The organism is Pelosinus sp. IPA-1, from assembly GCF_030269905.1.
Classification (GTDB): domain Bacteria; phylum Bacillota; class Negativicutes; order DSM-13327; family DSM-13327; genus Pelosinus.
Genome location: NZ_BSVC01000004.1, coordinates 238663 through 262226, shown reverse-complemented (window position 1 = coordinate 262226; position 23564 = coordinate 238663). Strand labels below are relative to the sequence as shown.

Annotated in this window: 22 protein-coding genes; all 22 read left to right on the top strand. The window is 36.4% G+C overall.

The genetic code is table 11. The annotated features are described in order from the left end of the window. Window positions 1-13: 13 nt before the first annotated feature. The gene (gene cobS / locus QSJ81_RS11005; protein WP_285717437.1) at window positions 14-760 is read left to right on the top strand and encodes an adenosylcobinamide-GDP ribazoletransferase; all 747 of its coding nucleotides are present in this window, start codon (window positions 14-16) and stop codon (window positions 758-760) included. A gap of 156 nt (window positions 761-916) precedes the next feature. Then, on the top strand, window positions 917-1816 hold the full coding sequence (locus tag QSJ81_RS11000) for a GHMP family kinase ATP-binding protein (protein ID WP_285717436.1): 900 nt from the start codon (window positions 917-919) through the stop codon (window positions 1814-1816). Beyond that, a complete protein-coding gene (gene cobD, locus QSJ81_RS10995; protein WP_285717435.1) occupies window positions 1794-2894 on the top strand; it encodes a threonine-phosphate decarboxylase CobD in 1101 nt (366 codons plus the stop codon). The genes QSJ81_RS11000 and cobD overlap by 23 nt, the downstream gene beginning before the upstream one ends. Next, on the top strand, window positions 2891-3511 hold the full coding sequence (cobC, locus tag QSJ81_RS10990) for an alpha-ribazole phosphatase (protein WP_285717434.1): 621 nt from the start codon (window positions 2891-2893) through the stop codon (window positions 3509-3511). Before cobD ends, cobC begins: the two co-directional genes overlap by 4 nt. Window positions 3512-3756: 245 nt before the next feature. After that, on the top strand, window positions 3757-7425 hold the full coding sequence (locus tag QSJ81_RS10985) for a PolC-type DNA polymerase III (protein WP_285717433.1): 3669 nt from the start codon (window positions 3757-3759) through the stop codon (window positions 7423-7425). Between the two features lie 251 nt (window positions 7426-7676). Beyond that, window positions 7677-8135 (top strand): ribosome maturation factor RimP, encoded by a 459-nt coding sequence (rimP, locus tag QSJ81_RS10980; RefSeq protein ID WP_038670789.1) that lies wholly within the window; start codon window positions 7677-7679, stop codon window positions 8133-8135. A gap of 25 nt (window positions 8136-8160) precedes the next feature. Then, complete coding sequence (nusA, locus tag QSJ81_RS10975) at window positions 8161-9198, top strand: transcription termination factor NusA (protein ID WP_038670788.1); 1038 nt, start codon at window positions 8161-8163, stop codon at window positions 9196-9198. Window positions 9199-9207: 9 nt separating this feature from the next. Then, window positions 9208-9474, top strand: coding sequence for an RNase P modulator RnpM (rnpM, locus tag QSJ81_RS10970; protein ID WP_285717432.1), 267 nt, complete (start codon window positions 9208-9210; stop codon window positions 9472-9474). After that, window positions 9471-9779: a L7Ae/L30e/S12e/Gadd45 family ribosomal protein gene (locus QSJ81_RS10965; protein WP_285717431.1), complete on the top strand. Its 309-nt coding sequence runs from the start codon at window positions 9471-9473 to the stop codon at window positions 9777-9779. Before rnpM ends, QSJ81_RS10965 begins: the two co-directional genes overlap by 4 nt. A gap of 41 nt (window positions 9780-9820) precedes the next feature. Further along, complete coding sequence (infB, locus tag QSJ81_RS10960; protein ID WP_285717430.1) at window positions 9821-12346, top strand: translation initiation factor IF-2; 2526 nt, start codon at window positions 9821-9823, stop codon at window positions 12344-12346. Between the two features lie 20 nt (window positions 12347-12366). Then, window positions 12367-12723, top strand: a complete 357-nt coding sequence (rbfA, locus tag QSJ81_RS10955) for a 30S ribosome-binding factor RbfA (RefSeq protein WP_038670780.1) — start codon at window positions 12367-12369, stop codon at window positions 12721-12723. A 3-nt stretch (window positions 12724-12726) separates the two neighbouring features. Continuing rightward, window positions 12727-13680 (top strand): DHH family phosphoesterase, encoded by a 954-nt coding sequence (locus QSJ81_RS10950; protein WP_285717429.1) that lies wholly within the window; start codon window positions 12727-12729, stop codon window positions 13678-13680. After that, the gene (gene truB / locus QSJ81_RS10945; protein WP_285717428.1) at window positions 13677-14552 is read left to right on the top strand and encodes a tRNA pseudouridine(55) synthase TruB; all 876 of its coding nucleotides are present in this window, start codon (window positions 13677-13679) and stop codon (window positions 14550-14552) included. Before QSJ81_RS10950 ends, truB begins: the two co-directional genes overlap by 4 nt. An 86-nt stretch (window positions 14553-14638) precedes the next feature. Further along, a complete protein-coding gene (locus QSJ81_RS10940) occupies window positions 14639-15559 on the top strand; it encodes a bifunctional riboflavin kinase/FAD synthetase (protein ID WP_285717427.1) in 921 nt (306 codons plus the stop codon). A gap of 167 nt (window positions 15560-15726) precedes the next feature. After that, window positions 15727-15993 carry a 30S ribosomal protein S15 gene (gene rpsO / locus QSJ81_RS10935; protein WP_084159813.1) on the top strand — a complete coding sequence of 89 codons (267 nt, stop codon included), beginning with the start codon at window positions 15727-15729 and terminating at the stop codon, window positions 15991-15993. 154 nt (window positions 15994-16147) lie between these two features. Continuing rightward, window positions 16148-18247, top strand: a complete 2100-nt coding sequence (locus QSJ81_RS10930) for a polyribonucleotide nucleotidyltransferase (RefSeq protein WP_285717426.1) — start codon at window positions 16148-16150, stop codon at window positions 18245-18247. A 94-nt stretch (window positions 18248-18341) separates the two neighbouring features. Beyond that, the gene (locus tag QSJ81_RS10925) at window positions 18342-19058 is read left to right on the top strand and encodes a polysaccharide deacetylase family protein (RefSeq protein WP_502929647.1); all 717 of its coding nucleotides are present in this window, start codon (window positions 18342-18344) and stop codon (window positions 19056-19058) included. A 114-nt stretch (window positions 19059-19172) separates the two neighbouring features. After that, on the top strand, window positions 19173-20402 hold the full coding sequence (locus QSJ81_RS10920; RefSeq protein ID WP_285717424.1) for a glycosyl hydrolase family 18 protein: 1230 nt from the start codon (window positions 19173-19175) through the stop codon (window positions 20400-20402). Between the two features lie 24 nt (window positions 20403-20426). Next, window positions 20427-21275 carry an N-acetylmuramoyl-L-alanine amidase family protein gene (locus QSJ81_RS10915; RefSeq protein ID WP_285717423.1) on the top strand — a complete coding sequence of 283 codons (849 nt, stop codon included), beginning with the start codon at window positions 20427-20429 and terminating at the stop codon, window positions 21273-21275. A 165-nt stretch (window positions 21276-21440) separates the two neighbouring features. Then, window positions 21441-22694: a M16 family metallopeptidase gene (locus tag QSJ81_RS10910; protein WP_285717422.1), complete on the top strand. Its 1254-nt coding sequence runs from the start codon at window positions 21441-21443 to the stop codon at window positions 22692-22694. Continuing rightward, window positions 22675-23127: a dCTP deaminase/dUTPase family protein gene (locus QSJ81_RS10905; protein WP_285717764.1), complete on the top strand. Its 453-nt coding sequence runs from the start codon at window positions 22675-22677 to the stop codon at window positions 23125-23127. The genes QSJ81_RS10910 and QSJ81_RS10905 overlap by 20 nt, the downstream gene beginning before the upstream one ends. A 110-nt stretch (window positions 23128-23237) precedes the next feature. After that, on the top strand, window positions 23238-23561 hold the full coding sequence (locus QSJ81_RS10900) for a hypothetical protein (RefSeq protein ID WP_285717421.1): 324 nt from the start codon (window positions 23238-23240) through the stop codon (window positions 23559-23561). The last annotated feature ends 3 nt before the right edge of the window (window positions 23562-23564 follow it).

Below are 23564 nucleotides of genomic sequence, written 5' to 3'. Positions count from 1 at the left end.
CGCTACATTAACAATGAAGAATTTTTTAACAGGATTACAATTTTTAACTCGTATTTATATAATCAAACAAACAGAGTGGTCATCTGAAAGTTTCGGTCGAAGTGTGAAGTATTTTCCTTTAGTAGGTGCTATTCTTGGGATTTTATTAGTACTTATAAACCACTTTCTTACAGAACTTTTGCCACATATGGGTATGTATATGCCACCGCATGTATTAGCAATCATTCTAATTATTGCTAATATTATTCTCACAGGTGGATTACATTGTGATGGTTTTATGGATACCATGGATGGCATATTCTCTGGTCGTTCAAAAGATAGAATGTTAGAAATAATGAAAGACAGTAGAGTCGGAGCAAATGGTGTTGTCGCTTTTGTTTTACTTGTTATTCTAAAGTGGTCACTGTTAATGGATATTTCTCCATTGGCAATTCCTACTGCTTTATTTATTATGCCATTATTAGGACGATTTGCTATGGTCATAGGAATTACTATGTTTTCCTATGCTCGCCTTGATGGTATCGGCAAAGCCTTTGCCTTATATGCGGGCAAAAACACCCTCTATATTGCTTCCCTTCTCACCTTATTATTGGTAGTCCCCTTAGGCAAACAAGCAATTGTAAGCCTAGCAAGTATTATTATGATCACTATGATTTTTTCCAATTATGTTAAAAACATTATAGGTGGTTTAACAGGGGATGTATACGGGGCAATTAGTGAACTCTCCGAAATAATGGTATTAATCATCTTCTTATATTAAAGGCAAGTTCCACTGTTATCCTTCTAAATAGTCCATTTTAGTCAGGTTGACAAATAATATAGTGGAAGATATAGTTGGTGTAAAGATAGCTAGCCTTAAAGAATTCAGCGAAATTTTATTGATTTATATAAATATTAACGTATGGAGAACACTTGTATGAGGGTAACCGTCAAAGCCCCTGGTTCATGTGGCGAATTAGCACAAGGTACAATTAATGGAAATAGTTTTTTAATTACTTGCCCTATTGATTTATACTCAAAGGTAACGGTAATGCCTAATAAAGATATTGGTATTGTAACAATTGGACATAAGGTCGCAACTGCCATCACCAAAACACTTCAGTTTTTAAAAACCACTAATGATGGTTTTCATGTTAGTGTAAATTCTGAATTACCACTAGGCAAAGGGATGGCTTCTAGTAGTGCTGATATTAGTGCTGCATGCCAATGTATTGCCTTAAGCAGGGGTACACTTTTATCACCTGATGAAATAGCAGATATCGCCCTATCAATTGAACCTACAGACGGTATATTTTACCCTGGTATTATCTTGTTTGATCATGTAAAAGGACACCTTCGACGATACTTAGGACACGCAATTCCGATGCATATCCTAATCTTTGATGTAGGCGGCGAAATTGATACACTGCATTTTAATCAACGGAGTGATTTAGAAAAACTAAATCATTCCAAAGAATTACAAGTAAAGCAAGCAATGAATTTAATTATCAATGGCCTTACCAAGAATGATGTTTCTCTTCTTGGTAAAGGAGCTACAATTAGCGCATTAGCGAATCAAAAGATTTTATATAAACCACATTTAGAAGAAATAATTGACATAGGTCTTTCTTGGGGAGCTGTAGGAGTCAATGTTGCTCACAGTGGTACAGTCGTTGGTGTACTCTTCCCGGTAAATAAACTAAGTAATTGCCCCGCTTGTATTGAAGAAATTAACAGATGCTGTACCGGTGTCAAATTTCTGCATACTGTAAATTTCATTTCTGGCGGATTAATGAAACAAGAAGGTGACAGTCATGAGTGGGAACAATGCTTTTGAACATGGCGGAAATTTATATGCTACAACACGAAAAAACGGTGGATCTCTTAATGAAATATTAGATTTTAGTGCTAATATTAATCCCCTTGGTTTGTCAATGAAAATCAGGCGATCCTTAGAAGAGTCTTTGGAATCCGTTATTCATTACCCGGATGCCGAGGCTTATGCACTAAAGCAAGCAATTAGTAAGTTCTATCATGTAGATAGTGAGCGAATAACAATTGGTAATGGTGCAGTTGAGCTTATGTATGTTTTATGTCATATAATAACTCCAAAACGTGTATTAGTAACAGCGCCAACTTTCAGTGAATATGAGTCTGCTGCTAGGGCTAGTGGGGCGAATATTGAATATTTTTATCTTAATGAAAAGTACGATTTTGCAATTGATCTCGATGCTATAGCAAAGCAGCTAGTGGATATAGATATTGTATTTATTTGTAATCCTAATAATCCTACAGGTACACTTCTTTCAACTCAACAACTAGAACAATTCATCATAACGGCAAAATCCCAAAAAACGTATGTAGTTGTTGATGAATCTTTTATTGACTTCTTACCCGATAGTGCTTTATATACATGCCGAAGCTTATTAGAGCAATATGATAATCTTATTATTTTACACTCCCTTACTAAGTTCTATGCTATTCCGGGTTTAAGGTTGGGCTTTAGCCTAGCTAATCCTACGCTTACTCTTTTGCTTCATAAAGGAAAAGATCCTTGGAATGTCAACACGTTAGCGCAAAATGCCGGCGTTGTAGCTTTAGGTGACACTGCCTACCAAAGCGCAAGTATAGAATATATCCAAGAAGCAAAAAAAGACTTATATAACAAGTTGTTAGCAATAAAAGGGTTAAAGCCATACGTTCCATCAGTAAATTTCATTTTAGTAAATAGTAAAGAAACTCTTCTTACAGCGGCACAATTAGTAGAAGTTATGACATCATACAACATCCTAATTCGTAATTGTGATAATTATCCGGGGTTATCCTGCGACTATTTTCGTGTAGCAGTAAAGAAGCCAGAACAAAATACTCTTTTAGTAAATGCATTGCAAAAAGTTATAGGTGGTAACAGATGACAAAAGTTATTTTAGTACGTCACGGTCAAACTCTATGGAATCTAGAAATGAAATACCAAGGGCATTGTGACGTTGCATTAACAGAAAAAGGGTTACAACAAGCAAAATTAGCAGCAAATCGTCTAGCTAATGAAAAAATTTCTGCCGTATATGCCAGCGATTTAAGCCGTGCCTTGACGACAGCAACATGTATTGCTAACAAACATAATCTTCAAGTGACAACGGTACCTGAATTTAGAGAAATTAATTTTGGTCAATGGGAAGGGTTAACCTATGAAAAAATTAGTAGTCAATGTACCGAGCAGATGACAACACTTTTTACTCATCCCGATGAAGTTGAAATTCCCGGCGGAGAAAGCTTTAAAGAAGTCAAAGAACGTGCTTCTACTGCGTTAGACAAATTGGTATCACAACATCCAGCGCAAACCATTGTCGTCGTGTCTCATGGGGGAACCATACGCACATTACTGTGTGCCGCGCTTAATATTCATCTCAATCATCTTTGGAACATTAAGCAAGATAACACAGCTATTAATATACTTGAGTATCATGGTAACCAAATATTGGTCGACTTAGTAAATGATTCACATCATCTAAGTGGCTTAGATGAACAGTAAGTTAGTTTGATATACAAAAAAATAGTGAAGTAAACACGCCAAAGGATTGATTTGATGTCCTTTGGCGTGTCCTTTCTTTTAGATTCTTAAAAAAGGTTTTAAATTACAGTCTCTATATTATATAAAAATATGTTAAAATAAGAAAAAACACTATTTTATCAAAATAATTTCAATGACATGAGTGATCATGTTCTTAAAACGATTTTAAATCCTAATTGTGCTGGTCATGAAAGAGGTTTTCGAAAATGTATAGTTATTGTATCATACCGGATAATCCTGAAAATTTTTTAACATTTATTACACAACTATCGATTAAGCCAGAAGACAAGGAATTAGTTAAGTCTTGTAAAGTTACTAAAGTTGAGGTACATACGACTACCAACACCTGGGATGTATTTATTACAGTTCCCCAAAAGTTGTCCAGTCAAATAATCGCCTTGGCTGAAGAAAAGTTTTGTACTGATTGTGGCTTGAAAAAAGTTAATTTCATACAAACTGTTAAAGTTTTAGAAGATTATTTGGCAAATAATTGGACGGATTTTGTAACACAAATTTCAAAAAATATTTATTCTATTAAACATTTACTTTTAAGTGCCAAATGGAGCTTTGATGGACAAACCTTAACCATTGAAACCATTGGTGATTTAGCTGCAGAGATTTTTGCTACGCATGGAGTTGTACAAAGTATGCAGAAATTTATGGTAGAAGAATTTGGACGTAATTGTACCATTAAATGTATTACAACTGCTGCTGAAGATAACATTATTTCTGATGATGACTTATTAACACCCGAATATTTAGAGGCTATATCAGATTACAAATCGCCTAGTGAGACAAAAGTAGATAATCCAGTTATTTTTGGTAGAAATATTAAAGCAGATCCCGTACCTATGAGTACAATTCAAGAAGAAGCCCGAAATGTTGTCGTAGAAGGGCAGCTTGTTAATTTTGAGCTAAGAGAATTACGTTCAGGGCGACAACTGTTAACCTTTGATATTGGGGACTTAACAGATGGTCTTAGTGGTAAGGTATTTTTTGAAGACAAGGATAAGCAACAAATTGACAAGGTATCAACTTCATTGACAAAAGGTATGACCATAAAAGCCAAAGGTACAGTTCAATTTGATAAATACAGTAATGAATTAGTTTTGTATGCTGATAGTATGTGTAGAGTAGATCAAATAAGTCGAATGGATAATGCTCCTAAAACACGAATTGAATTACATGCCCATACTCGTATGAGTAATATGGATGCAATGGTCTCGGCAAAAGATCTTATTAAAACTGCTGCTAAGTGGGGCCACTCGGCAGTGGCAATTACAGATCATGGTGTCGTACAGGCCTTTCCTGAAGCTCATGAAGCTGCCGTTAAAGCAGGAATAAAAGTAATTTATGGCATGGAAGGCTACTTAATAGAAGATGATGTAAAAAAAGCTCGTCACATTATTATTTTAGCCAAAAACAGTATCGGTTTACGAAATTTATATCGGTTAGTTTCTTTATCCCACCTAAAATATTTGTATCGAACCCCTCGCGTACCCCGTAAGATTCTTATGGAATATCGAGAAGGCTTATTATTAGGCTCGGCTTGTGAAGCAGGCGAATTAATTCAGGCGATATTACGCGGAGAGAATGAGGATGAATTAATTAAAATTGCTAGCTTTTACGATTATCTAGAAATTCAGCCTATCGGGAATAACTCCTTTTTAATAAGAGAAGGTATGGTAGCAAATGAAGAAGGATTACGGCAAATCAATCGTAGGGTTTGTGAGATAGGCCTCAAACTTAATAAATTAGTAGTCGCAACTTGCGATGTACATTTTTTAAATCCCGAAGATGAAGTTTACAGGCGCATTATGATGGCTGGTAAAGGTTTTAGCGATGCTGATCAGCAGCCTCCCTTATATTTTCGGACAACAGAAGAGATGATGAATGAATTTATGTATCTTGGCGAAGAAAAAGCTTATGAAGTCGTCGTAGAAAACCCAAGACGTATTAATGAACTTATTGATAATTTTAAACCAATACCTGATGAACTGTACTCGCCGCAAATCCCTGGTGCTGAAGATCAAATACGTTCTATGTCGTATAATAAAGCTGAACAAATATATGGTAATCCATTACCTACGGTTGTAGCGGAACGCTTAAAATATGAGTTAGATGCGATTATTAATAATGGTTTTGCTGTTTTATATCTTATTGCTCACAAACTAGTAAAAAAATCACTTGATGATGGCTATCTAGTAGGTTCTCGAGGTTCTGTCGGATCCTCTTTTGTAGCTACTATGACAGATATAACAGAGGTTAATCCATTGCCGCCTCATTGGAGTTGTCCTAAATGTAAATTTAGTGAATTTGTAACCGATGGTAGTTACGGTGGTGGTTTTGACTTACCTGACAAACAATGTCCGCAATGTAATTCTAAAACCATCAAAAATGGCCATGATATTCCCTTTGCTGTTTTTATGGGATTTCATGGTGACAAAGTTCCTGATATCGATTTAAATTTTTCCGGTCATTATCAACCGACTGCCCATAAATATACCGAGGAACTATTTGGCAAAGATAATGTATTCCGAGCAGGAACGATTGCTACTGTAGCTGATAAAACGGCCTATGGCTATGTAAAAAATTATTTTACTGACAAAGGAATCACACCACGTAACGCTTATATTAATGCGTTAATTAGTGGTTGCACCGGAGTAAAGAGAACAACAGGCCAACATCCAGGTGGTATTATGGTTGTGCCAAGAGATATGGATGTACATCACTTTACACCAATTCAGCATCCTGCTGATGACAAAAGTTCAGGTACAATCACTACTCATTTTGACTATCATTCCATTAGCAGTCGACTAGTTAAACTTGATATCCTTGGTCATGATGATCCAACTGTAATTCGTATGCTAGAAGATTTAACGGAAATTGATGCAAAAACTATTTCCTTGGATGACCCTAAAACCATGAGCTTATTTTCCACAACAACAGCGTTAAACTTAACACCTGACCAATTAGGTAGCACTGTTGGTACATTTGGAATTCCAGAATTTGGAACAAAATTTGTTAGACAAATGTTAGAAGATACAAAACCAAAAACATTTAGTGAATTAGTAAGGATCAGTGGTTTTTCCCATGGTACTGATGTGTGGCTCAATAATGCACAAGACTTAATTAAAGCTGGTACGGCAAAGTTATCCGAGGCCATTTCTGCCCGTGATGACATTATGGTATATCTTATACAAAAAGGGGTCGAGCCACAATTAGCTTTTAAAATTATGGAAGGCGTTCGCAAAGGAAAAGGCGTAAAACCAGAAGATGTAGCAAAATTAAGGGAAAAAAATGTGCCTGAGTGGTATATTGAATCTTGCCAAAAGATTAAGTACATGTTTCCAAAAGCCCATGCCGTGGCTTACGTTATGATGGCTTTTCGCATCGCTTACTGTAAAGTACATCACCCAGTAGCCTTTTATGCCGCCTATTTCACGGTAAGAGGTAGTGATTTTGACGCTGAACTTGTTTTGCAAGGGCAAGTTGCCTTACGAAATAAATTGGCAGAGTTTGAGGCAAAAGGCAATAATGTAACCGCCAAAGAAAAAGGATTACTTACAATAGTTGAAATGGCTTTAGAGATGTATTTGCGGGGATTTACCTTCCAAAGAGTAGATTTATATAAATCAGATGCAACTAAATTCTTAGTTGTTGATAATGGATTATTACCGCCCTTATCTTCCTTACAAGGGGTAGGGGAAAATGCTGCTCATAATATTGTGTTAACCCGTGGCGGCAATCCTTTTTCTTCTTTAGACGATTTAAGAAATAGGGCCCATATATCAAAAACAGTGGTTGATATTTTAAAGACACATGGTTGTCTTGGTGATTTACCAGAATCTGATCAAATGATGCTGTTTGCTTAACACAAAAGACATAGTAAAAGTTAATGAATTGTTATAAATCCATTAACTTTTACTAAATTCTTATTGTAAATGCAAATAGGTAGTGATATACTAATTGATAGTATAATTGTTTTTTTAGCGCCGAAGGAGTGGGTATAATACCCACTCTTTCAGCTTAGTGGCTATTTTATCCTACCAAATATAGGGTATAAGCATACATATTATTAGCAACACTAAGGTGGTAGAGAAATATACGTAGGTAGGAGGATTTTATGTCGAAAGAGCACATTGAAAATTTAGTAGAGAAGCTTGTTCAAGAGATCGTTGCGGAAAGCGTAATTGAATTGGTAGATGTGGAATATATCAAGGAACGTGAATGGTATTTACGCATCTTTTTAGATAAAGAAGGCGGTATTGAAATTGAAGACTGTCATTGGGTAAGTGAACGGCTAGAAGCTAAACTTGAAGAACTTGACCCGATTAAGGAAAGCTATTATTTAGAAGTTTCTTCACCTGGGCTTGATCGTGCATTACGAAAAGATCGAGATTTTGTTCGCCATGTTGGTGATAAAATTGAAATCACCACATTTACGCCAATTAATGGGAAAAAAAGTATTGTAGGCACATTAAACAACTTAAGTAACGGTGAAATCAGTATTGATGTAGATGGCACTGAACTTAAGATTCCACGCAATCAAACGTCTCAAGTTAGGTTATATGTTGACTTTTAATAAAAATTGAATAGGAGGAATTTAAGTGAACGCAGAATTCATGCAAGCTTTTGAACAACTAGGCAAGGAAAAGGGGATTGCTCCTGAAATATTGTTTGAGGCAATTGAAGCAGCACTTATCTCAGCTTACAAACGAAATTTTAGCTCAGCTCAAAATGTAAGAGTGTCGTTAGAACGTACAACAGGTGAAATTCATGTATATGCGAGAAAAACTGTAGTAGATGTAGTAACAGATGCACGACTAGAAATAGATTTAAATGAAGCTCGCCTATTAGACGTACGTTATGATTTAGAGGATATTGTTGAAATAGAGGTTACACCAAAAAATTTCGGCCGAATTGCAGCCCAAACAGCAAAACAAGTAGTAGTGCAACGCATTCGAGAAGCGGAACGCGGTATAATTTATGATGAATTTTCAAACCGCGAAAGTGATATCCTCACTGGTATTGTGCAACGCATTGAACAAAAGAATGTGTATATCGATCTTGGTAAAGCGGAAGCCATCTTAGCACCTTCTGAACAAATTGCCGGGGAAGTTTATAAACATGGTGATCGACTAAAAACATATATAATTGAAGTGAAAAAAACCACCAAAGGACCACAAATTTTAGTATCCCGTACTCATCCTGGTCTATTGAAACGCTTATTTGAATTAGAAGTCCCAGAAATTCATGATGGGGTTGTTGAAATAAAATCGGTAGCTAGAGAACCAGGTTTACGCTCCAAATTTGCAGTTTATTCACGGGACGAAAATGTCGATCCAGTAGGTGCTTGTGTTGGACATAAAGGGATGCGAGTGCAGTCGATTGTCAATGAACTAAAGGGCGAAAAAGTAGATATTGTAAAATGGAATACGGATCCAGCCAAATACATTGCCAATGCCTTGAGCCCTGCTAAAGTAGTCAGTGTAGAAATTAATGAAGTAGAGAAAATTTCAAGGGTTGTAGTGCCTGATTACCAATTGTCCTTAGCAATCGGCAAAGAAGGTCAGAATGCTCGTCTAGCAGCAAAATTAACTGGTTGGAAAATTGATATTAAAAGCGAATCTCAAGTTAATTCCTAGGAGGATTTTATGGTTATACAGAAAAAAACTCCTCAGCGTATGTGTGTTGGTTGCCAAGAAATGAAAAATAAGAAAGAGCTGTTACGTGTCGTCCGCACACCTGATAATGAAGTGGTTTTAGATGCTACAGGTAAAAAATCGGGACGGGGTGCATATCTTTGCTCTAATGAACAATGTTTGTTAAAAGCATTTAAAGAGAAAAGATTAGAACGAGCGTTAAAAAGAGTTGTTGATCCTCAGATCTATGAACAATTAAGATCTGGTATTATAATATGATAAAAGAAGACAAAATAATTTCAATGTTAGGTCTAGCGCAAAAAGCTGGAAAAATAGCTTCTGGAGAATTGTCCGTTGAGAAGGCAGTTAAGTCAGGTAACGCTAAACTTCTTATCATTGCCACTGATTGTTCTGAATCCACAAAAAAAGGCTATCGCGATATGGCTGCCTATTATAATGTCGAGATTTATGAAATTTTTTCAAAAGATCAATTGGGGCATTGTATCGGAAAGATGTACCGTGCAGCGTTAGCATTAACAGATAGTGGTTTTAGTAATACGGTCAAAAAGTTACTTAGTAGTTAGCTGGTATTATTACGAGAGAGATAGAAAATGGGGGTAGATGAATGTCCAAATATAGAATATATGAATTAGCCAAAGATTTTAACACAACGAGTAAGGTGATAATTGATATTTTAGTAAGAAATAATATGGAAGCAAAAAATCATATGAGTAGTGTGGATGATGATGCCAAAAACCTTATTACAAGAACATTTGCTCATAAAATAACTACTACACCTTCAACAGTGCCACAAAATAATGCAATTCAATCCCAACCAAATACAGAACGTATTGAAAACAAACCAAGGGTACAGACTCAACAGCCGACCAAGCCAGAGAGCCGTCCTGCAAATGATAGGCAACAATCGTTTGCCAATAGAGGAGACCAACGTTCTTTCCCAAATCAACAACAACGTCCAATGCATAATCAACCAAATCAAAATAATAACAATCTAAATAGACCACAACAAAATACACAACGTCCAATGCAGCAGAATTCCCAAAACCCACAACGCCCTACGCAAACTCCATTTCAAAATCAACAACGTCCTGCACAACAAAATTCGCAACGTCCCGTGCAGCAGAGCCCACAACGTCCAATGCAGCAGAATTCCTCAAATACGCAAATTTTACAACCCCGAAATGCAGGAACACAACAACCTTCCGTTCACTCTAGACCTGCTGCTCCTCCTAACCGTTTCCAATCGAATAACAATCGTCCCGCAAATAATAATGGCTCAAGAAATCAAGGCGCAGGGAACTTTAACAAAAAGCCACAACAAAATCGCGGATTTCAACCTCGTAACGCAGCCCCTACTGTTAAAGTTGAACCACCGAAACCAAAAAGTGTTAAATTAGGCGAGTCAATTACTGTAAAAGAATTGGCTAGCAAACTATGTCGCGAAGTCGGTGAAGTCATTAAAAAGCTTATGATGCTTGGAGTTATGGCTACAATAAACCAAGATCTTGACTTTGAAACCGCCTCGCTGCTTGCTACGGAATTTGGTGTTACTGTACAAGAACTACCACCTGAAGAAGATCCAACTGAAATCGCAGAGATTGAAGATGATCCTGCTACTCTTGTGCATAGACCGCCAGTTGTCACTGTTATGGGACATGTTGATCATGGCAAGACTTCTTTATTAGATTCAATCAGACAAACCCATGTAACTTCCCAAGAAGCTGGTGGGATCACGCAGCACATCGGTGCCTATAAGGTTACTTGTCAAGGGAAAAAGATCGTTTTTCTTGACACCCCTGGTCATGAAGCCTTCACAGCTATGCGAGCTCGAGGTGCTCAAGTTACTGATATTGCAATTTTAGTTGTAGCAGCCGATGATGGAGTTATGCCACAAACTATTGAAGCTATCAATCATGCTAAATCTGCTAACGTCCCTATCATTGTAGCTATTAATAAAATGGATCGCCCCGGAGCGAACCCTGATAGAATTAAACAGCAATTATCTGACTACGGTCTTGTTTCTGAAGACTGGGGTGGAGATGCTATTATGGTGCCAGTTTCTGCTCAACAAAAAACTGGCATTAATGAACTGCTAGAAATGGTATTGCTCGTAGCAGAAATGCAAGAAATTAAGGCTAATCCGAACCGCCAAGCGTATGGCACGATTATTGAAGCAAAGCTTGATAAAGGACGAGGCCCTGTAGCTACTGTTTTAGTGCAAAAAGGAACTCTGCATATTGGTGATACTATTATTGCTGGTATTGCCTATGGTAAAGTTCGAGCTATGGTCAATGATCGTGGTGAAAAGGTGAAAAAAGCGGAACCATCTACTCCTGTAGAGGTACTTGGCTTGGCCGATGTACCACAAGCAGGTGATGTTCTTGTCGCTGTAGATGAAAAAATAGCAAGAGCTGTAGCAGAAAAGCGTATTGCTAAAAGACGTACTGATGAGTTAATGCAATCTCAAAAGGTTTCCTTAGATGATTTATTTAAACAAATACAAGATGGCAATATTCAGGATTTGAATATTGTTATTAAAGCTGATGTCCAGGGTTCCGTTGAAGCGTTACGCCAATCCTTATTAGCCTTAAATGCTAATAACAAGGAAGTAAGAGTAAACATTGTACACGCTGGAGTTGGTGCTATTAATGAATCTGACGTAATGTTGGCCTCTGCTTCTAACGCCTTAATCATAGGATTTAATGTTCGTCCTGATGGTAATGCACGCAAAGCTGGTGAGTCTGAGAAAATTGATATTAGACTGTATCGTGTTATTTATGAAGCATTACATGATGTAGAAGCTGCTATGACAGGCATGTTGGCACCAGAATTTAAAGAAGTAATCCAAGGCCGCGTAGAAATACGTCAACTGTTTACAATATCAAAGGTTGTTATTGCAGGAGCTTATGTCTTAGAAGGAAAAATACTCAACTCTTCCCAAGTACGTGTAATCCGTAATGGTATCGTAATACATGAAGGTGAGTTAGAATCATTACGACGTTTTAAAGATGACGTAAAAGAAGTTGCTGCAGGTTATGAATGTGGTATTACTGTTGATAAATTCCGTGATCTTAAAGAAGGCGATATAATTGAAGCATTCACAATGGAAGAAATAAAACCTAAAGGTTAAATAAAAGGCGGCGTATATAGATGGGGCAACTCCGTGTTGAAAAAGTCCAGGAGTTTATTAAACAAGAAATCAGCAAAATTATTTTAACTGAGCTTAAAGATCCACGTGTTGGTTTTGCAACTATTACCCAAGTAGAAGCAACTGCTGATTTGCGTAGTGCAAAGATTTATGTAAGTTTAATGGGTAATGATGAGCAAAAGGCCGAGACCTGGAAAGGCTTACAAAGTGCTTTAGGATATATGCGCAGCGAAATAGGCAAGCGCATACGAATGAGAATAACTCCCGAATTATCGTTGCATATTGATGAATCGTTAAACTACAGTGCTCACATCCAAGAATTATTAATTAAAATTAAACAGGAAGAAGGCAGTCACTAAACTATGAACTTTTCATTAAAACAGGTTGCTGACCTTTTACAAAACATGAGCACAATTATAATTACCGCCCATGTTCATCCAGATGGTGACTGTTTAGGATCCATGTTGGCACTTAATGAGTATCTTGCTTCACGGGGAAAAAGTGTAAAAATGATACTTGATGATGAAGTTCCTGCTTTATATAAATTCCTTCCAGGGCATGAGACCATTGGCAAACCAACAACAAAGGTAATTAGTGCGGATTTACTAATTGTGCTTGATGCGAGTGATATTGAGCGCATAGGTAAAGTAAAAGAACATGTTAATGCCCCTATTTTGAACATTGATCATCATATATCAAATACTAAGTTTGCAGATTATTGGTATATTAATAGCAAGTCAGCAGCCACAGGAGAAATAATTTTCGAGCTACTTAAGTTATTAAATGCTAAGATTACTCCTGCTATAGCAACTTGCTTGTATACTGCTATAGCTACTGACTGCGGTTTTTTCCGTTACGCCAATACCTCTGTTCAAACCATGCGATATGCTGCTGATTTAATTGAATTTGGCGCAAAACCAAATGCAATATCAGAATATATGGAAACAAAACCCCTTGAGAGTATTCTAACACTAGCTAAAGTCTTAGAAACGCTTGAACTTCATCATCATGGGAAAATTGCTACCATCACGGTGTCACCTGATACCTTAGATACCTTAGATAGTACAGAGGGATTTATAAATTACCCACGTATTATTGAGGGCGTAGAAATTGCAATCATGTTTAAAGTTATGAACGAGGGCACTATCAGAATTAGTTTCCGTTCAAAGACAGTTGATGTTAGTAAATTAGCATTGTCCTTTGGCGGTGGCGGACACGCAAAGGCTGCTGGTTGCGCTATAATGGGAAAAATTGAGGACATTAAAATAAAAGTACTTAACTCTGCTGTCAAACAGTTAGCCGGGACAACATTATGAGTAATGGTTTGATTAACATATTAAAGCCTCCAGGCATGACCTCTCATGATGTAGTTTCCTTCGTTCGTAGAACTTATCATCTTAAACGTGTAGGCCATGCTGGTACATTAGACCCAGCAGCAGCAGGCGTATTGCCCGTTGCACTCGGAACAGCCACACGTTTACTTGAATATATGACAGATACGGATAAGGGTTACCGAGTTGAGCTTACAATCGGTTATGAAACAGATACTGGAGACGATACTGGTACTATTGTTAATCGTGAGGCATGTTCTATGCCTAGTAAAGCAGAAATTGAAAAAGTGTTAGCATCATTTATTGGTACAAATGAGCAAGTTCCTCCAATGTATTCGGCGATAAAAGTCCAAGGAAAAAAACTATATGAATTAGCACGAGCTGGCATTACAATAGAACGCCAGCCAAGAACTATTACAATTCATGATATAACACTGCTGCATGTTGATACAACGCATATCTTATTTGATGTAACATGTTCTAAAGGAACCTATATACGTTCCTTATGCATCGATATAGGACAAAAAATAAATTGTCCTGTTGTTATGTCGTTTTTAGTTCGTACTCACGTAGGATGCTTTTCTTTAGACAAGGCCTTTTCTTTAGAGGAAATTGGGTCGAATCCCGAGCAGGCACTATTGCCACTTGATTACGCCATAGAATACATGCCCAAATTGACGTTAACACCGGAAATGGCACAAGCCTTTAAATATGGCCAAAGCATCAGCAACCATACTTTTAAAGAGCCTTTTCAAGGGTTAATAAGGCTTTACGAGCAAGAATCCCAATTTATTGGTATCGGACAATTAAATACTACTGCTGTGATTACTCCTGTGAAAGTAATCAATTTAGAATAAAGTACATGAAATCTATCTATGGAAATCACTATGACTTCCATGGATAGATTTTCTGATATAATTATTGTTATTGTGTGGTGGAAAATATGGAAATATTAACTCATCTAAAGAATATAAAAAGTCAATACTCTAATATTACCGTTGCATTAGGGACTTTTGATGGCGTGCATATTGGCCATCAAAAAGTAATTTCACGTTCGGTAGAGTTGGCCAAACAGCTACATGGTACAAGTGTAGTATTCACTTTTAGCAATCATCCTTTGTCTGTAATTGCTCCCCAACGGTGCCCCTTGCAAATAATCACGCAGAATCATAAGGCTGAGTTAATTCAAAACCTAGGTGTAGATGTTTTATTAAATATACCTTTTACAGCAAATTTTCTACAATTAACAGCTACACAGTTTATTACTCTATTAGTCGAAAATTTAGATCCTAAACATATTTTAATTGGTCCAAACTATTTTTTTGGCTATAAACGTGGTGGAACACCAGAACTTTTGCAGCAGGTAGGATCACAATACGGATTTAAAACAGAGATCAATCCAACAGTTTATGTAGATAATGTTATGGTTAGTAGTACCCTAATTCGTCAAATGATAGCAATGGGTAAGGTTGATCAGGCTGCACATCTTCTAGGTAGGCCAGTAACGGTAAAAGGTATTGTAGTCCATGGTGCTAAACGTGGCCGATTATTAGGATATCCAACCATTAATTTGAATGTTGCTCCTGGTTTAATCGTACCTCATAATGGAGTATATGCTGTTCAGCTCACTATAAATAAAATTCAATATAACGGAATTGCAAATGTTGGTACCAATCCTACTTTCAAAGATAAGGATCACCGCATTGAAGTCCATATTCTTGATTTTTCTGGTGATTTATATGGCGAAATAGTTAGTATACGATTTCTAAAACATCTCCGTAATGAATTTACCTTCTCTAATGCAGAGGATCTCAAAATGCAGATATCACAAGACATAATTATTGCTCAAAAGTATTATTCTTAATTTCTCCAAGAAAATACTATCATTTACAATCTTTATTATTTGTGATATAGTATGTTCTGTTGGTGAATGATGACTAATCATTTATTGACAAATAACCATAGCGAGGATGTTCGATTCTCCAACGATTGTCTTGGCTAGTGGGGATAATGTATAAGGAGGTGACCACTTTGTTAACACCAGAATTAAAACAATCTCTAATTGAAAAGTACCGTGTGCATGAGGCTGATACTGGATCACCAGAAGTCCAAATTGCTATTTTAACTGAACGTATTAATTATTTGACGAATCATTTAAAAGAGCACAAAAAAGATCATCATTCAAGACGCGGTCTTTTAAAAATGGTTGGTCAACGCAGAGGTTTATTAAACTATCTACGTAACAACGATTTAGAACGTTATCGTTCTATTCTTGAAAAACTCAACCTAAGAAAGTAAAAAAGACAGACTTGGCACAAGCCAAGTCTTTTCTTTTTATGCTAAAAGTATTTTTTTATAGATTAACTCTAATAATAAAGGAAATACTAAAAAAAATGTCGAAGAGTTAATCTTTGGTAATAAAGTTAGAGGTTATAGAGGAGGAAAGCCATATATGTATAAATTTGAAATGCAGTTGGGAGATAGAACCCTGATTATAGAATCAGGTACAATGGCCAAACAAGCCGGTGGATCAGTTCTAGTCAGATATGGAGACACTGCGGTATTAGTCACTGCTACTGCTTCAGCCGAGCCGAGAGAAGGCATTGATTTTTTCCCACTCACAGTAGATTATGAGGAAAAATTATATTCAGTCGGCAAAATTCCAGGAGGCTTTATCAAAAGAGAAGGACGCCCAAGTGAGTCCTCTATTCTTGCTAGCCGTTTAATTGATAGACCAATTCGGCCGTTGTTTGCTAGCGGTTTTCGTAATGATGTACAAGTAGTTGCTACTGTACTCTCAGTGGATCAAGATAATTCACCCGAAATTCCAGCGATGATTGGCGCATCCTGCGCACTATCAATTTCCGATATTCCTTTTAATGGCCCAATTGGTGGTGTACGAATTGGTTTAATTAATAATGAATTTATAACCAATCCTACAGTTGAGCAACAAAAGTTAAGTGAACTTAACTTAGTTGTCGCGGGAACAAAAGATGCTGTCCTTATGGTAGAAGCTGGTGCAAATGAATTATCGGAAGAAATTATTTTGCAAGCAATTAGCTTTGGACATGATATTATTCGGAGCCTCATTGCCTTACAAGAAAAGATAGTTGCGGAAATAGGCAAACCAAAACGCGAGATAAAGTTATATGAAATACCTGCAGATATTAACAGTGCGGTTCGCGATTTTGCTACCGAAAGTTTCATAACAGCAGTTAGAAATTCTGATAAATTAACTCGTGAAGAAAATATGAAACAAGCTAAAAAGCAAGTTGCCGAACACTTTGCTGCCATTTATCCTGAAAATGGTAAAGACGTTCAAAACATGATGCAAAAAATCATAAAAGAAGTCGTTCGCAAAATGATTACAGTTGATAAAATACGCCCTGATGGTCGGGAATTAGAAGAAGTTCGACCAATTAGTTGTGCGATTGGTTTATTTGCACGAACACATGGCTCCGCGTTGTTTACTCGTGGACAAACCCAAGCATTAACAATTACTACTCTTGGTGCAATGGGTGACGAACAGATTCTTGACGGCCTAGGTGTTGAAGAATCAAAACGCTATATGCATCATTATAATTTTCCATCCTTTAGCGTTGGTGAAACAAGACCATCTCGTGGACCAGGTCGTAGAGAAATTGGACACGGTGCTCTAGCTGAACGCGCACTAGTACCCGTAATTCCTTCAGAAGTTGAATTTCCTTATACAATTCGATTAGTCTCTGAAATTTTAGAATCAAATGGTTCTAGTTCAATGGCAAGTGTTTGTGGTAGCACCTTATCTCTTCTAGATGCTGGTGTACCAATTAAACGCCCAGTTTCTGGAGTTGCTATGGGTTTAGTTAAAGATGGAGAGGACTATTCAATTCTTACTGATATTCAAGGATTAGAAGATGCTTTAGGTGATATGGACTTTAAAGTTGCTGGAACAACAGCTGGTATTACAGCAATTCAAATGGACATTAAAATTGCTGGTATAACCAAAGAAATTCTATCAAGCGCTCTCGCACAAGCGCATCGTGGCCGTATGCATATAATGAATAAAATCATAGAGGTAATAGAAAAACCGAGAGCTGAGTTATCTCCTTTTGCTCCTCGAATTATCACTATGGAAATTCATCCAGATAAGATACGGGATGTAATTGGGCCTGGTGGTAAAACAATTAAAAAGATTATTGAAGAGACAGGCGTTAAAATTGATATTGAAGATGATGGTAAAGTTTTTATAGCTGCAGTTGATATGGAAGCAGGCCAGAAGGCAGTAAAGATTATTGAGACTTTAGTCAGAGAAGTAGAGGTTGGTAGTAGCTATACTGGTAAAGTCACTCGTTTGATGAACTTTGGTGCTTTTGTTGAAATACTTCCTGGTAAGGAAGGACTTGTACACATTTCCCAATTGGCTCGCGAACGCGTAGAGAAAGTGGAGGATGTTGTAAAAGTTGGAGATGAAATTTTAGTAAAAGTAACTGAAGTTGATCGCCAAGGTCGTATTAACCTTTCACGCAAAGAACTCTTACCTGTTGAAACTGAGAAAAAAGAACAAATCTAATAAAAGATAAACATAAACCATAAGGTTTATGTTTTTTTATTTCATAAAATCATCCTCTAATTAATAGAATAGTAAAAAATTAGAGGTGATTCCTTTGAAATGGTTCTTAGTCGTCCGAGTTCAACGGTGGTATATATTATTTTCTGCTGGTGTATTCTTTGCAATCATTATCTTATCAGGTCTATTACAACCTATTTTTAATAATGCACAATCTGTTGCAAAGCCACTTCCTATTTTTCATGGTAACGCAGCAGAACCGAAAGTTGCCTTTGCTTGCAATGTTTTTTGGGGTGAAGAATTTTTACCTACCATGTTAAATACTCTTGATGAAAATAATATAAAAATAACGTTTTTCATTGGAGGAAGTTGGGGTAAACGTTTTCCCTCTTTAGTTACTGAATTAGCAAACCATGGCCACGAATTAGGCAATCACACCTACAGCCACCCTCATCCAAATGCTCTCAGTAAAGAAAAAAATAAAGAACAAATTGTTCGTACGGAAGATTTAGTTAAGGAACTCACTACAATAAAGACAACATTATACGCGCCACCATATGGTGAATATAATGATACAGTCTTATATGCTGCAAATGAGCTTGGTTACACAACTATTATGTGGAGCATTGATACAATTGACTGGCAACGCCCTCCAACCGAAATTATCATTAGTAGAGTAATGAAGAAATTACACAATGGAGCGATCATTCTGATCCATCCTACCGAGGTAACCGCTAAAGCATTACCAGAACTAATTCAGCAAATTAAAAACAAAGGATATCAGATATCAACGGTTTCTGATATCATTAAATAACAAAAACAGGCATATAAATGCCTGTTTTTGTTATTGATAGGACTCTTCATATGTGTTATTATGTTTACATAACTATTATCGCTTTGTTATTGTAATACTTTTGGAGGTTGATATATGAAAAATTACAAAAGGCCAACAGCGTGGTTTCTTATTATGCTGATAGCCTTATCTTTTCTGCTGCCTGCAACAGCCCCTGTATATGCATCAAGCCTTACTGATAGCTTAAAATCAACAATTAGTAATCAAATTAATGGCGCAAGTGAAGCATCCTCTGGAACTAGTTTCATCAATATACTACTTGGTCTTCTTATGGGAAAAGTTCTTGGTAACATGACTATTCCTCAGGATCCAGGTAATATTGACTCTCCTTCCAAAATAACTAATTCTCAAAAGGAGCTTATTGGCTTTTATGCTGAATGGTGGGGAACAGATACTTCTTCTTTTAACTCATTATCAAAAAATACGGATGTAATTAAAACAATTGCTCCTTTTTGGACTACCTTAGAGGAAGATGCTACTGTAAGTGATCGAGGTGGTAACGATCATGATTCAGTAGTTAAATTCGCACATCAAAACAATGTTTCTGTTTTACTGCTAGTTAATAATGCAAAAAAAACAGGAGATATATCACCAATTCACAAGATACTAAATTCTCCGTCCTTACGAACGAACGCAATCAATAATCTTGAGGCTTATATTAAAAAGTATAATCTTGATGGTATAAATGTAGATTTTGAAATGGTTGATGCACAGGACAGAGATAATTTGTCATCCTTCATGGAAGAGCTTTCATTACGTCTTAAGCCACAAGGCTATATTATTTCTATTGATGTATTTCCGAAACAGGACGAGTCAAATGATGTGTCTATTGCATATGATTATGCGCAATTGGCTAAATATGCCGATAAAATTATGATTATGACTTACGATAATCATGGTACTTGGAGTAAAGCTGGCCCAATTGCTGATATAAACTGGGTAGAAAACAACCTCAAATATGCATTGAAATTTATACCTAAAAATAAGGTCTATATTGGTATTGCAGCCTATGGCTATGATTGGTCTAGCAAAGGAGTAGAAAGTTTAGAGAATGGAGCCATCATGAATTTAGTACAGCAATTTAATAGTTCTGTTGTATTTGATAAAACTTCTAAGTCTCCTTATTTTGACTATACCGGTGCTGATGGAATTAGTCATCAGGTATGGTATGAAAATAGTGAGAGCCTTAAATACAAGCTTGATTTAGTGAACAAATATGATATTGCAGGTGCTGCAATGTGGAAGCTTGGTGAAGAGGATCCTAACTCTTGGAAGACTTTAAAAACTGTATTTTCAAGAAAGTAATTTATATCGTTGTGGAGGTATCCAGTGAATAAAAACAAATTTTTATCCTATATTATTCTATCTTTACTTTTATTTAATATAATAATTCCTATTCCAATCACCCATGCGGCGTCAACTGATAACATACTAAATACATTAGCTGCAACTACGATAGCAGATTCAAATAGTTCAAATACTGGTGGTGGGGGCATATTTGGGCAATTGTTTAACTTAATCTTCAAAAAGATTCTTGGCCCTGTATTTAACATTTTTGATGGTAATAACACTAAATCACCGACAACAGTGCCGCCGGGATCAACTAATGATACGACATTAAAAAATAAAACTATTGTTATAGATCCTGGACATGGTGGTAGTAATCCTGGAGCAGTAGCCAATAACACACGAGAGTCTGATAATAACCTGGCAGTAGGACTAAAATTGCGTGATAAATTAGTACAAGCTGGTGCTAAAGTAATTATGACTCGAGATAAGGATCGAACCGTTGCCCCTGAAGGAAGTTCATTAGGGGAAGAGTTAGCAGCTAGAGTTACGATGGCTGAAGATAACCATGCTGATATTTTCATTAGTATACATTCTAATGAAAATCCCGATAGTAGTATTAAAGGAGCTATGGCTTTCTATCCTGCAGGAAAATCCTCTACACTAGCATCAGAAATAGAAACAGCTCTTGTCAAAGAAACTGGTGCAATTGATAAAGGAACCTCCTCAGCTACTTTTCATGTGCTTCGCAACACATCTATGCCAAGTACACTAGTTGAAATGGGTTTTGTTTCAAATCAAGAAGAGGCAGCTCAACTGAATAGTGATTCCTATCGTAGTAAAATTGCACAAGGTATCTTTAATGGTACAGTAGCATATTTTAAGAATTAATAAATTTGCAGCAAATGCTTACTATGTAAAAAACAGAGATATTATATCTCTGTTTTTTTTATATAAAATCTTTATTCCCATTGTTATCTAGTAAACAAGCAGGATTTATCATATACCAATAGAAATTAGTTTATATGATTAGATATAGAACAAAAGGAGTAGTATATGTATCGTAAATCAACATTGCCAAATAGTATTCGTGTTGTCTCTGAAGCCATTCCTTATGTAAAATCAGTTACTTTAGGAATATGGATAGGAACTGGCTCTCGAACTGAGCAACAACATAATCATGGCATTTCTCATTTTATTGAGCACATGATCTTCAAAGGTACTGAGAACCGTTCTGCAAAGGATATTGCTGAAATGGTAGACGAAGTTGGAGGACAAATCAATGCTTTCACCGATAAAGAACATACTTGCTATTATATAAAAGTTCTCGATACTCATCTAGAACTTGCACTGGATGTTCTTAGCGATATGCTTTTATCTTCTAAATTTGAGCAGGAAGATATTAACCGTGAAAGAGAAGTAGTTTTAGAAGAAGTCCATATGTATGAAGATACTCCCGATGAGTTAGTACATGATCTTCACCATAGTAATATCTGGGCAGGGCATGCCCTTGGGCGTAATATTATCGGCACTGTACCTTCTATTGAAAATTTTAACAAGCCACTTCTTCTTGAATACTACCAAAATTTCTATACCCCTGATAATATTGTTATTGCCGCCGCTGGTAATTTGAACCACGAAAGGCTAGTAGAGTTAACAAACCACTACTTTGGAAAAATGGCAGGCAATAAAAAACAAGGTAACCCAACTGTCCCAGAATTAAAACCAAATCAGACAATCCAATCCAAAACGATCGAGCAAGTACATCTTTGTTTAGGAACTAGTAGTGTATCCCAGTTATCACCAGATATCTATACCTTTCACATAATAAATAATATTTTGGGTGGAGGTATCAGTTCACGATTATTTCAGACGATTCGAGAAGAAAAGGGACTTGCTTACTCCATCTATTCTTACCAGACGAATTATAGCGATGCTGGTCTATTTACCATTTATGCTGGAACACGTCCTAGTAATGCATGCCAGGTAGTAGAATTAGTGAGACAAACTATTTTTGAATTAAAGAATAAGGGCATTACAGCTAGAGAGCTTACCAAAACGAAAGAACAATTAAAAGGTAATTTATTATTAGCACTTGAAAGCTCAAGTAGCCGTATGTCGCGGCTTGGGAAGATGGAACTTACATTAGGAAAGTATATTACTCTAGATGAGGTAGTTGCTAACATTGATAAAGTTTCTTTAGAGCAAGTGCACTCTATAACACAACAAATGTTTAATCCAAATACTCTATGTTTTACAGCATTAGGACCGATAAGTGAGGAGATATATGATGAGGTTAAGAGGTTTTGAATTGATTTCTACTTATAAAGATAAAGATATTATTATTCCTACTCGAAAAACACAATGCAGCGCAGGCTATGATATAGCCGCCGCCGAAGATATAATAGTACCTCCAAACTCCCTTAGTCTAGTACCTACAGGTATTAAAGCGTATATGCAGCCCGATGAATACCTTGGCATACACATTCGTTCTGGTCTATCAATAAAAAACAAATTAAGTTTAATGAATAGCCAAGGGATTATTGATGCTGACTACTACAATAATAGTGAAAATGAAGGACACATTTTTATTGCTATTTATAATCACAATTTACAAGAAATAGTGATTAATAAAGGTGCTCGAATTGCACAAGGAATTTTCTATAAATATTTATTAACTGACATAGATGACCATGATATATTCTCAATTAGAAAAGGCGGCCTAGGCAGCACAGGTAATTAGTGATTTTATAGTAGCTTAGTGGAAGTATACATAACTTTCACTAAGCTATTTTTAACATAATATTGTTTTTTCATCATATTCTTAAGATAGAAGGTATATGGAGGTCTATCATGTATTCCTGGTTAATTTTCCTTGTTTTGTTTACTGGGGGCTTACTAGTTTCAGTATTAGAACGCATGAAGCATTACCGCCAAATAAATGCCAGTAATGAAATTAAAATTTCGCCAATATCATTGGCTCTGCAGGAATTAATCGCGGTTTCTGGTGGTATCTATTTATCATTAGTTATGCTTATATCTTTTCTAAAGTTAGATGTACCAGAGAAAGTATTGATTTTTGGTTTCTACATAGATCCAATAGCTTTTCTATCGATTGCTTTATCCATTGTTCAGCCGTTCTTTGTGAAATTATTTTATAAGAATAGTAAGGGGTGAAGA